The organism is Vibrio crassostreae 9ZC13 (genome assembly GCF_000272045.2).
GTDB lineage: Bacteria > Pseudomonadota > Gammaproteobacteria > Enterobacterales > Vibrionaceae > Vibrio > Vibrio crassostreae_C.
In genome coordinates this window covers 399,581-411,251 of the sequence record NZ_AJYZ02000019.1, presented here as the reverse complement: position 1 = coordinate 411,251, position 11,671 = coordinate 399,581, and the positions used below count along the sequence as shown (strand labels likewise).

The window sequence follows — 11,671 nt, the reverse complement described above, 5'->3', positions numbered from 1 at the left end:
TCGTGGCTGTAGCCGCAGGTACTATTGGCCCTATCGGCTTCCTTGGCCTACAAATCAGCTACGCACTGAGCGAACTGTTTGGCATTTCAGACAGCTTTGCAACTCAAAGTGTTGTTATTATCTTTGCTATCGCAATGTACACGCTTTCTGCTTTGAGCGGCGTGAACAAAGGTATCCAACTGGTAAGCCGTTACAACATCATCTTGTCTGTGTGTCTAATCGGCTACATCCTTCTTGTTGGCCCAACGAGCTTCATCGTTGATGGCTACCTGCAGGGTATGGGCGAAATGGTTGATAACTTCATCCCAATGGCGCTATACCGCCAAGATACAGCATGGCTAGGTGGCTGGACTGTGTTCTTCTGGGGTTGGTTCTTAGGTTATGGCCCAATGATGGCGATCTTCATTGCTCGTATCTCACGTGGCCGTACTATTCGCCAAATGATCGTTTCTATTAGCATCGTTGCACCGCTTGTAACGTGTTTCTGGTTCAGCATCGTTGGTGGTAGTGGTCTAGCGTTTGAATTAGAGAGCCCAGGTGTGATTTCTAGTGCGTTCGAAGGCTTCAACCTTCCGGCGGTTCTTCTAGCAATTACCGCGCAACTGCCGTTCCCAACTCTGATTGCAATTCTGTTCCTGATCCTGACGACCACGTTCATCGTGACAACAGGTGACTCAATGACTTACACCATCAGTGTGGTAATGACGGGTACGACAGAGCCAAACGCAGCGGTACGTACCTTCTGGGGTATCATCATGGGTGCGGTAGCGATCACACTTATCTCGATGGGTTCAGGCGGCATCTCCGCTCTACAGTCGTTCATTGTAATCACAGCGGTTCCGGTATCGTTTATCTTGCTCCCGTGTCTATGGCACGCGCCGAAGATCGCGAAGCAGATGGCAAGAGATCAAGGTATCGCTTAATACCTGACCCGATTTAGTTTCGGGTAGCGTAGAACACTAAAAAGCCACTCAAGTGATTCACCTGAGTGGCTTTGTTTTATCTGTTCGTTACTTCTATCTACGAAGCTTATTTCAACCGATAGTTCGGCTTATTGAAACTTTTCACCCGCAGCAACCATAAACGACATCTCAACCAGTAGCTCAGGATTAGCAAGTTCTGCTTTCACGCATGCACGGCTTGGCGCGCAGCCTTCAGGGAACCACACTTCCCAAACTTCATTGAGTGCATCAAAGTTAGCGAAATCCGTGAGATAAATAGTCACTGACAATATGCGAGATTTGTCGCTGTCTACCAAACTCATCATTTCTTCGGCTTGTTCGAAGATTTGCTGAACCTGACTCTTAATTCCTGCTGTTGTATCCGTCTCTGCCACTTCCACAAAGCTTGCAATACCGTTAAAAACAGTTACATCAGACCAACGTTTGGTCGGGTTAATTCTATGAATTTTCACTGGTTATACTCTTCTTATAATTAGGGTGAACATCAGCGTAATCTAATCCAAATCGCGAATATTGAAAACAAAAATTGGAAAACTCGCGGTACCTTTTGAACAGCACTATCGCTTCCCCATTGCTTTGGTTCTCAACATCACTAGCCTTTAAGCCCCTATCGAGACAATAAGTCGCCACGTGTCAAATCTCTAGATAAATATATTAATTATTATTCTCAATGCGAAATTTAATCTGAACTCTTGCGGTCATATTCAAGGATTTTATTAAATGGAGTACTTTTATGCATGTTCAAACCTATGATTTAAAACAGAGTAATGTGGGATATAACCTTGGAGTGGTTGGAGTAGCATTAGTGCTCGCTTGGATTGGAATTTATAAGTTTACGCCAACTGAAGCGATGCTCATTGAACCGCTAATCGCGAATCATCCTGCAATGAACTGGCTTTACAATCTGTTCTCAGTACAAGCTGTGTCTAACATGGTGGGTGGCGCGGAGATCATCGTCGCGATTGGATTGATCGTTGGATTTAAGAAGCCGACAGTAGCTTTCTACTCAGGCATTGCTGCATCGGCTATCTTTGTTGTGACACTTAGCTTCCTGGTTACAACGCCAAACGCTTGGAAAGTATCGGATGGCATCTTAGTCACTAACTTCTTCCTAGTGAAAGATATCCTGTTTTTGGCTATCGCGATTAGCGTAATCGAACATAACAAACCTCAGAAGTAACCGTAAATCTAGAAGTGGCCAAACCTAGAAGTAACCTTAAACCTTTAAATAAAAAGACTCGAAGCTGGCTAGAAGGACGCTGCCAGCTTCTAATGTATAAGGCACTGATAGTCACCTAGTCAGCTAAAACCTTACGATAAAAATTAGCATCTTGATGTTCTCCTTTAAACACCGCGTAGCTCTCAACATACTCGACCAATTCAAAACCGGTATTGGATAAGATTTTGTTGGAACCGATATTGCCCACTAACGCATAGGCATCAACATATTTAAGGTTGGTCTGTTCCTCCAAATAGAGTAGAAACTGCTTTACTGCGTTAGACGCAATGCCTTTTGAAGCAAAGGAACGACCTACTCGATACCCTAGCTCTCCACTATGGGCGATCTGGTCGATATCACGAACGTTGATTCGCCCACAAATAGTGCCATTGGCATCTTTGATCAACATAGGAATCATATCGCCATTGTCATATTCTTTTAGAAAGCTTATAACTTGCTCGGCAACACCCGCATTTGAATAAAAACGGTCTTCTCTAGCTGGAACAAATTGCTCAAACCATTCTCTATTTTCGACTTCAAACTCCAATAAATTACTGACATCGCTTGGGTGAAGTAAGTGTAAAAATATATCCATAATCAATACTCTGATGCTTATCTAAAAAGCCGCACCTTACGATTCATACATCTCAGCTTGTCTTCTGAATCTAAGGTAAGTCTCTTAACTTCTTAGCAGGGTTACCTGCATAGATACCTTTCTCGGTGATGTCTTTGGTCACCACACTGCCCGCGCCGATTACCACCCCTTCGCAAATGCTGACAGACAACACTGTCGCATTGGAACCGATGGTAACGTTATTTGCGATAACAGTTCGTCCCCAACTGTCTGGGTTTGGATCTGGCTTGCCATCTTTAAACAAGTCATTCGCGAACATCACCCCGTGCCCAACAAAGCAGTCACTTCCGATCGTCACATACTCACAAATAAAGGTATGAGACTGAATCTTACTTCTGTCACCGATAACCGAGTTCTTTTGAATTTCTACAAAAGGGCCAACGAACACATCATCTTTAAGCTCACAGCCATAAACGTTACTTGGCTCGATGATAGTGACATTCTCGCCACAGGTAATATCAGTAATCTGTGACTTTAATACTCTTGGACTTGCCATACTTCACTTCCTCTCGACATTAGCGTCACAATTCAACCTAAGAGATTGTGCCGTAGCCATTAAAGTGCAGCAAATAGATATGTTGAGAGTTGGCAATGGATCAGAAATTCTGCATAAATTAAAACAGTCCTACCAGCACAACTGACAACAGCACCCCACCGATAAAACTTGGGGCGTGGAATGGCTGAGCTTTAGATCTAACGTACTCTTTTTGAAGGTCTTCTTGGTAAGTTTTAACGGCGAGTTCTTTTACGTAGTTATTTTGCATAATAAGCTCCTTCTTAATCAGTAAGAGAAGCTTAAGACTTGAAGTTAGGTTGAGGTAAAGCAAAAAATCAGATTAATTGAACACTTTATTTTTGTTACTCGAGGATTACCCTGAACACATCGTTATTCACGCCGCCAACATCTACTAACTCTCCCGGTTTCATTAGAAGCGAGGTGTTAAGCTGTCGTGTTGAACGTGGCTCTTTTGTTTCTCGAATCACTAACATATCGACAAAATAGCCAGAGTCTTTCTTTGATATTGAGCCAGAAAACGTAACGCTTTCAACCCTATCGGCAAGGACTGAATTGAATGTTTTATCCTCTAAAACACCTGCGGCGATGGATGTATCACCATAAAATAGCGTGATGGTTGTTGGGTCGGGTACCAACTCTTGATTGGACGAACACCCTATTAGGGTAAGGCATAGCAGTAAAATGGCTCGAAATTGCATAAACTGGTTTTCTTTATTACGTTAAGCGTCTGTTTTTCATATTAAAACACTTCAACCTTATAAATACCATGTTTAGGGGATAAGCTTAGGTGTGTCGCTTCGATGGACTTGAGTAATGAAGTGAACGGATCAGATCTCGGCCTGTTGAGTTTGCTCCCTATTTGGAAGCTAAACCGAGATCTGATCGATATTATCGAGAAGGGTTCAATTGATTTATGCAACAACGTCTTGTGGAGGTGTCCCTTCACAGTTAGAAACGACAGCATCAATTTGTACTAAAGCATTCATTGGGATTTCTGAAACCCCTACTACCGTTCTTGCAGGCAGCTCAGCATTAAAGAATGTGGTGTAGACTTCGTTTACCACATCAATATCTGAAATATCCTTAAGTTGAATATTAATTTTCACCGTATCGTCCATGCTATGGTCAACGCTTTCAATTATCGCCTTAATATTGTTTAAACATTGTTCCGCTTGTTCTTTTACCCCGCCAGCAACGATTTCATTTGTTTTCGGATCTAAAGGTAATTGGGCTGAAATATGATTGTAGTGAGAGAAAGCAACAGTATGCGAATAAGGCATGAATGGTGCAGAAACAGTATTATTGGTTTCAATAACCAGTAAGCGAGTGTCTTCTGGTAATTGCGGCGGTGTACCGTCGCCATGTGAAATGGATGTATCAATTTGAATTAAAGCACCCATTGGTAATTCAGCTGCGTTAACAACAGTACGAGCAGGAACGTAGCTTGGGAAGAATTTAGCACATACTTCATTTACCACTTCCGCATCTGCGATATTTTTTAGGTAGATAGTCGTTTTAACCACATCATTCATGACGTGTCCGATGCTTTCTAAAATAGCTTTAATGTTTGATAGACATTGCGCTGTTTGCGCTTTGATACCACCATCAACCAACTCACCTGTGGCTACATCTATAGGCAACTGAGCTGAAAGATTGTTGTAGTGAGAAAAGGCTGCAGTCTGCGTAGACACAGCACTTTGAGGTGCGTTATCCGTATTTCTTGAGACCTTAATTAGCGCGCAAGGAGCTTGTGGTTTAGTGCCTTCACCGTTAGAAATGAGAGCATCCATTTGAACCAGCGCATCGCTGCTTGGCAGTGCAGTGACACCCACGACAGTGCGTGTTGGAAGGCTGTTGTGGAAGAAGTTTTTGTAAACTTCATCAATAGCATCGATATCAGAAATATTCTTAACGAAAACATTAATCTTCACGACATCATCCATAACATGGTCGATGCTTTCAACAATCGCTTTAATATTATTCAAACATTGTGCTGCTTGATCTTTAATATCACCGATGACTATTTCACCCGTTTTAGGGTCAATCGGAAGTTGAGCAGAAAAGTTATTATAATGAGAAAAAGCGACCGTTTGTGTAGATACAGAATTAATTGGTGCGTTTTCAGTGTTTCTTGAAATTTTAATGATATCGCTACTCATCGGTATTATCCTTTAAATAAAATAGGTATACGTATTTATATTTAACAATCGTATTTGGAAGAATGATTAAAGTAGCGCCATGTTAAGTGAATTATTTTAGGGTAAACGTGATATCCATCAGACTCTCAGTTGACTATAAATCAGCAAGTTACAGAATAATTAGTCATCAAACGACTAATTATCCGTCGTACTAGGCTTTATCAACTGCTAAATTATCTTTAATTTTAAGTCTATTCAATAATCCTGAATACTCTCTCTGATAGTACGGTGAGTAATTCCAGAATTTTAGATAATATTTGATAGGTTGTTCACACTAAAACTTCGTTAATAGCTAAGTTAGTGAGTTTCTCCCCTATACCTGTGCATAAACTCTTAGGCTATTTAATTAATTATTTTCGAGAGCTTATTTTATATAAGTACGTTAATAATATATTCGAGAATCAAATACCTACAATCTAACAATGCCTATGATTAGATACATTTACTCATATAATTCAACAAATATGAGCAATCGTCACCATAGCTTTTGGCATTATAGCTCTCAACACATAGTTTCGTTGAAAGAAGAACTAAACCGCTCTTGGAGTAGTATTGAAGTGGCGCTTAAATTCGCGGCTAAATTGAGATGGGCTGGAGTAACCGACTCGACGTGCAGCATCACTAATACGAAGGCCTTCTAGTTGAATCAGCTCTTTCGCTTTGTTGAGCCTAACCTTCTTCAAATATTGCAGTGGTGATTCAAAAGTGACATTACGGAATGCATAGTGGAAGGCAGACACGCTCATGTTGGCTTCGTCAGCCAGCGATTGAACAGTGATGGTTTGGTCGTATTCTTCATGCACTTTAGACAGCGCTTTAGCGACACGTGCGTAATGGCCATCATGATGAGCTAAATCAAACAGCACACGCCCTTCTGAACCGGTTAATGCGCGGTAGACAATCTCTGTCACCATCGCATCGCCCAATATATTGGCTTCAATGTCGCAATGCAGCGTTTTCACCAACCGGGTAAAGCTCTCTAGCATTTGCTCTTCCATCGGCGTCGATTCTAAGCCACTCGAGTTCTGTTTATGCTTGTTGCAGTAGCTCTCTAGAAAGCCTTGGTCTTCGAGCTTTTTGACTAAGCTATGCAAACGTTGAGAATCAATGCTTATCGACAAACCAAGCAATGGTTCGCCATTAACAGGCAAGGCTTCGCACTCTAACGGCATTGGCACACCCACCACAAGATAATCACCTGCAGCGTAAGTCACTGGCCTTTCACCAATGTAGATGTTCTTTTTGCCCTGTCCGAGCATGATAATGCCAGACTGGTAAGTAAATGGCTGACGCTGATTCCCGCCACTGCTTCGATACAACCACACACCGCTAATTTCAGTTTCTCTGATCCCTTCAAGGTCATCCCAACCTTTGTGTTCAACATAAGACTGTAATAACTGAGCGAGTGTTTTCATAAGTGGCGACTTTCCATTCTAAGTGCTAAGAGTAAGTAAGCTAAAGCAGAGGAAGAATATCAAGTTTGTAGAAATAGGCAATTTATTTGGAGGAACAGCTCTTCATTGACCTAGATTACTGTACTAATATGCAAATATAGAAATTGAGCAATAAACCAAAATAACAAATTTCGCTTTACACAAGGAATCTCTGATGCAATTTACTTACGTTAACCCTACTGTTATCCATTTCGGCCAAGGCCAAATCAACGCTATCAGCCAAGCGGTTGATACTTCGAAGAAAGTACTGGTCATCTATGGTGGCGGTTCAATCAAGAGCAACGGTGTTTACGACCAAGTTGTAGAATCTTTGAAAGATCACTCTTGGATCGAGTTCTCTGGCGTTGAAGCAAACCCTACCAAAGAGACGCTAGACAAAGCAGTCGCTCTTGTTAAAGAAGAAAACGTAGAATTCATTATCGCTGTTGGCGGTGGTTCAGTAATCGACGGCTCTAAGTACGTTGCTGCAGCGGCTAAATATGACGGCGACGGTTGGGACATCCTAACGGGCAAACACCAAGTAACTGAAGCGACGCCAATCGGTGCGGTACTGACACTTCCTGCGACAGGGTCTGAATCTAACATGGGTGCGGTAATCACGCGTAAAGCGACTCAAGAGAAACTGGCATTCATGAACCCTGCAGTACAGCCTAAGTTTGCGGTTATGGACCCAGATGTAATGAAGTCTCTACCTGAGCGCCAGCTGATCAACGGATTAGTTGATGCGTGGGTTCACGTATGTGAGCAATACATCACGATGCCAACAGACGCAATGGTTCAAGACGGTTACGCAGAAACACTGCTTAAGAACCTACTTGTACTGGGTAAGCAATACGACGAGCGTGACAACGATGCATGGCGTGCAAACCTAATGTGGACAGCAAACCAAGCGCTTAACGGCCTGATTGGTACAGGTGTTCCTCAAGATTGGGCAACTCACATGATTGGCCACGAATTCACTGCACTATGGCACGTAGACCACGCACGTTCGCTTGCGATTGTTCAACCTTCACTACTTCGTAACCAAATCGAAGCGAAACGTGGCAAGCTAGAGCAAATGGGTCGTAACGTATTTGGCTTAGAAGCGGGTGCTGATTTAGCAGAACGCACAATCGCTGCAATCGAAGCGTTCTACCACAGCCTAGACGTAGCAACCATGTTCGACGGCTACGAAACAAACAAAGCAACGGCGATTGACAATGTTGTTGCTCAACTTGAATCACACGGCTACCTACAACTTGGTGAGAACCAAGCAATCACGCCAGAGAAAACACGTGAGATTCTAGAGTCTGCGATTCACTAAGAATCGGGAAAATAGAGAGAAAGTAAAGATATTGGTCATACAACGATGAATTTTCACATCTGACTGAACCCATTACTTTTTTCTTTCGTACAACAGAAGCAGCGTTCATTTTGGGCGCTGCTTTTTAATTTGCCCTACAAGATGCTATTAAATTCTCATAAGTCCCTAATTTTATGTGCAATCATATTTCTATATTGTTAAGGTAAACCTGTCTCTTTACTAGGTATGAACAACGATTTGAACAATCTCAAGGAAATGGTTAAGTTTAAGTCACTTAACAAGTGGTATGGTGATTTTCATGCCCTAAAGGATATCGATTTAAATATTGAACAAGGAGAGATAGTGGTGATTTGCGGGCCGTCTGGTTCGGGTAAATCAACATTGATCCGTTGTATCAATCAGCTAGAACCTTTCGAAAGTGGCGAACTTTCCGTGCTAGAACAAGTACTCCCGGGTAAGTTCAACACACCGGGCCAAGTCGGAATGGTGTTTCAGCACTTTCATTTATTCCCCCATCTTACCGTGCTTGAGAACCTTACTCTTTCTCCAATTCGTACGCTTAAAAAAAGCAAACAAGAAGCCGAAAAAATAGCAATGCACTATCTCGAGCGTGTGCACATTGCAGAACAAGCCAACAAATACCCAGTGCAACTTTCTGGCGGTCAGCAACAACGTGTAGCTATCGCCCGTTCGCTGTGCATGAAGCCTGAATTACTGCTTTTTGATGAACCGACTTCAGCGCTTGATCCGGAGATGATCAACGAAGTGCTCGACGTGATGGTTGAACTGGCGAGCGAAGGTATCACCATGGTGTGTGTGACCCACGAAATGGGCTTTGCGAAACAAGTGGCCGACCGCGTTATCTTCATGGATGAAGGACAAATTGTGGAATCGAATACGCCACAAGCGCTCTTTGAAAACCCTCAACATGAACGTACTCAAGCGTTCCTAAATCAGATCCTGACTTATTAATGTTGATTCGAATTATTAAACCCGCCCTTTCCGCTCTAGTACAAATTGTTGTACTGGTGGCTGCTGTTGTTTGGATTCTCGATTCTGGCGCACAAACCATGGGATACAGCTGGCAATGGGAGCGCGTGCCGGACTATATTGCTTTCTATGAAGATGGCGAATGGTGGCCTGCAGAGTTAGTTGAAGGGCTACTGGTTACCATCAATATCTCTCTGATTTCTTTGGTCGCGACACTGATCATCGGCTTAACGACGGCGCTATTGAGAAACTCAAATTCTGTAGTTGGACGCACCTTAGCCACCAGCTATGTTGAGTTGATTCGTAACACGCCGTTATTAGTACAAATTTATTTGCTCTATTTTGTATTTGGCCCCGTATTAGGGCTCGATCGCTTTAGTACTGCCGTTTTAGCCTTGGCACTTTTCCAAGGCGCTTACACCGCCGAGATATTTCGTGCTGGTTTAAATGGTATTGCGAGAGGACAATTTGAAGCAGCTCAATCCTTGGGCTTATCAAAGACCTATACTTACTGGGATGTGATTCTTCCTCAGGTGGTGCAACGCACCTTGCCACCTTTGACCAATGAAGTGATCTCTCTTATTAAAAACTCTTCAATTGTGAGTGTCATGGCTATTTTTGACCTGACGACTGAAGCCAGAAACATTGTTTCTGAAACCGCGATGCCATTCGAGATTTGGTTCTCTGTGGCGATCATTTATCTTGCTCTTACACTTTCACTTTCTGCCGTTGCTGCTTGGCTTGAGCATAAGCTCGGAGCTAACTGGCGAACACAATAAGGATTTATCAGCATGAAGCTATTTAAAACCGCAATTACAGCCCTACTTGCGCTTGCCGTCAGTTTGCCTGCTCTTGCTTCTGAAACGCCTAACCTAGACAAAATCAACGAACGTGGCTCTCTACGCGTTGGTATGTCGACGTTTGTTCCTTGGGCGATGCGTAACAAACAAGGCGATCTTGTTGGCTTTGAAATCGACGTGGCGAAACGCCTTGCCGAAGATTCGGGTTGGAAAGTCGAGTTCGTTCCTACGGCATGGGACGGCATCATCCCTTCTCTACTTTCGAACAAGTTTGATGTAATCATTGGCGGTATGTCTATCACTGAAGCTCGCGCTAAAAGCGTATTGTTCACTGAACCTTACTCGCACTCCGGCGTCCAACTGGCGGCGAATAAAGAGCTAGCAGAAGGTTATACACAAATCTCTGATTTTGATTCTCGCCGTGTAAAAATCGCTGCGCGTCGTGGTGCGTTCACAGTTCAAGTGGCTCGTGAAACCTTCCCTAAAGCGAAAGTTCTACAGTTCGATGACGATGCTCAAGCATTCCAAGAAGTGTTAAACGGCAACGCGCACGCGGTGATCGCGTCTAGCCCGAAACCAGAACATGAAGCGATTAAAAACGCAGACACGCTATTTATTCCATTCGAAGAACGCCTATCAAAAGGTAATGAAGCATTTGCAGTTCGCCTAGGTGAAACTGACAAGACAGAATTCTTCAACGAGTGGATCAAAGCACGTACTGAAGACGGTTGGTTGAAAGAGCGTTACGAGTACTGGTTCTCTACTCTAGATTGGCAAGACCAGATTGCTCAAGGTCAGTAATCAGAACTTTTGCTAGTGAATCGAGGCAGTGCGTTGTCTGCACTGCCTTCTCATCGGCAACTTGATTCGCTTTATTGATGATCTAAAACTCAACAAAACAGCCTACTAATTATTATTGTTTAAACAGGAATGACGTGAGTAGTACTAGCGCATTGACAACACCTAAGCCCAACGTTCATATGAAGCCTTGGTATCAACGCCTTAACCTTTTGGATGGCGTGTTACTCGCTGTCATGTGTGTATTTGCAGGCTGGCTTTATTATCGCTCTGCTGTTGGTATTAACTACCAATGGCGCTGGGAAGATGCGTTTACCCTGATTTTTATTCCGCCTTCTCAAGGCAGTATTCCCTATTTTTTCCAAGGCTTGATCGCAACGCTGCGCTTAAGTTTATGGAGTATGGTGTTAGCACTCTCTTTTGGCACATTGTTAGGTGTGGCAAGACACTCAAAGATCGCTTTCTTCAAAACACCGGCACTGATTTTCATTCAGTTGGTTCGTAATATTCCGCCGCTGGTGTTTGTCTTTATCTTTTACTTCTTTGTTTCTAACCAGCTGATCCCATTGCTTGGTTTAGAAAGCATTTTACGTGAACACAACGGCGAGATTAATGCTGTTCAAGATTTTCTGTTCGGCCCAGCTAACCTTTGGGAAAACTTGGCGTCTGGTGTTATCTGTATTGGCTTGCTCTCTTCTGCTTATATTGCTGAAGTAATTAGAGCTGGCTTAGAAGGTATTCCTAAAGGCCAATGGGAAGCGGCCGATTCACTCGGTCTGTCTGCATTGTCTAAGTA

At 43.1% G+C, this 11,671-nt stretch carries 14 protein-coding genes; 7 read left to right on the top strand and 7 right to left on the bottom strand.

Annotation, left to right across the window (positions count from 1 at the left end; all coding sequences use genetic code 11):
- A partial coding sequence (locus A136_RS03235; RefSeq protein WP_017064472.1) for a BCCT family transporter occupies nt 1-923 on the top strand: 923 nt, incomplete at its 5' end.
- Nucleotides 924-1,051: 128 nt separating this feature from the next.
- Here A136_RS03235 and A136_RS03230 read toward each other — a convergent pair.
- Nucleotides 1,052-1,414 carry a RidA family protein gene (locus tag A136_RS03230; protein WP_017064471.1) on the bottom strand — a complete coding sequence of 121 codons (363 nt, stop codon included), beginning with the start codon at nt 1,412-1,414 and terminating at the stop codon, nt 1,052-1,054.
- A gap of 281 nt (nt 1,415-1,695) precedes the next feature.
- Here A136_RS03230 and A136_RS03225 point away from each other — a divergent pair, with 281 nt between their 5' ends.
- Nucleotides 1,696-2,142 carry a DUF417 family protein gene (locus tag A136_RS03225; protein WP_017064470.1) on the top strand — a complete coding sequence of 149 codons (447 nt, stop codon included), beginning with the start codon at nt 1,696-1,698 and terminating at the stop codon, nt 2,140-2,142.
- A gap of 115 nt (nt 2,143-2,257) precedes the next feature.
- Here A136_RS03225 and A136_RS03220 read toward each other — a convergent pair whose 3' ends face one another.
- The 6 genes from A136_RS03220 to A136_RS03200 all read right to left on the bottom strand — a co-directional run bounded on the left by A136_RS03220 (nt 2,258) and on the right by A136_RS03200 (nt 6,945).
- Nucleotides 2,258-2,776, bottom strand: a complete 519-nt coding sequence (locus A136_RS03220) for a GNAT family N-acetyltransferase (protein WP_017064469.1) — start codon at nt 2,774-2,776, stop codon at nt 2,258-2,260.
- Nucleotides 2,777-2,846: 70 nt separating this feature from the next.
- Entirely contained in the window at nt 2,847-3,311 is a 465-nt protein-coding gene (locus tag A136_RS03215; RefSeq protein WP_017064468.1) for an acyltransferase, read from the bottom strand.
- A gap of 118 nt (nt 3,312-3,429) precedes the next feature.
- Nucleotides 3,430-3,579 (bottom strand): hypothetical protein, encoded by a 150-nt coding sequence (locus tag A136_RS22790; RefSeq protein ID WP_017062658.1) that lies wholly within the window; start codon nt 3,577-3,579, stop codon nt 3,430-3,432.
- A gap of 94 nt (nt 3,580-3,673) precedes the next feature.
- Nucleotides 3,674-4,030 carry a hypothetical protein gene (locus A136_RS03210; protein WP_017062659.1) on the bottom strand — a complete coding sequence of 119 codons (357 nt, stop codon included), beginning with the start codon at nt 4,028-4,030 and terminating at the stop codon, nt 3,674-3,676.
- Nucleotides 4,031-4,243: 213 nt separating this feature from the next.
- On the bottom strand, nt 4,244-5,491 hold the full coding sequence (locus A136_RS03205; protein ID WP_017064467.1) for a RidA family protein: 1,248 nt from the start codon (nt 5,489-5,491) through the stop codon (nt 4,244-4,246).
- 569 nt (nt 5,492-6,060) lie between these two features.
- Nucleotides 6,061-6,945, bottom strand: coding sequence for an AraC family transcriptional regulator (locus A136_RS03200; protein WP_017062661.1), 885 nt, complete (start codon nt 6,943-6,945; stop codon nt 6,061-6,063).
- Nucleotides 6,946-7,138: 193 nt separating this feature from the next.
- On the opposite strand from A136_RS03200, the gene A136_RS03195 reads away from it, so the two are divergent.
- The 5 genes from A136_RS03195 to A136_RS03175 form a co-directional block, all read left to right on the top strand.
- On the top strand, nt 7,139-8,287 hold the full coding sequence (locus tag A136_RS03195) for an iron-containing alcohol dehydrogenase (RefSeq protein ID WP_017062662.1): 1,149 nt from the start codon (nt 7,139-7,141) through the stop codon (nt 8,285-8,287).
- A gap of 225 nt (nt 8,288-8,512) precedes the next feature.
- On the top strand, nt 8,513-9,259 hold the full coding sequence (locus A136_RS03190; protein WP_017064466.1) for an amino acid ABC transporter ATP-binding protein: 747 nt from the start codon (nt 8,513-8,515) through the stop codon (nt 9,257-9,259).
- A complete protein-coding gene (locus A136_RS03185) occupies nt 9,259-10,056 on the top strand; it encodes an amino acid ABC transporter permease (RefSeq protein WP_009845515.1) in 798 nt (265 codons plus the stop codon). The genes A136_RS03190 and A136_RS03185 overlap by 1 nt, the downstream gene beginning before the upstream one ends.
- 12 nt (nt 10,057-10,068) lie before the next feature.
- Nucleotides 10,069-10,878, top strand: a complete 810-nt coding sequence (locus A136_RS03180) for a transporter substrate-binding domain-containing protein (protein WP_017062665.1) — start codon at nt 10,069-10,071, stop codon at nt 10,876-10,878.
- Between the two features lie 134 nt (nt 10,879-11,012).
- Nucleotides 11,013-11,671: ABC transporter permease subunit (locus tag A136_RS03175; protein WP_017064465.1), on the top strand; the 659-nt coding region annotated here is incomplete at its 3' end.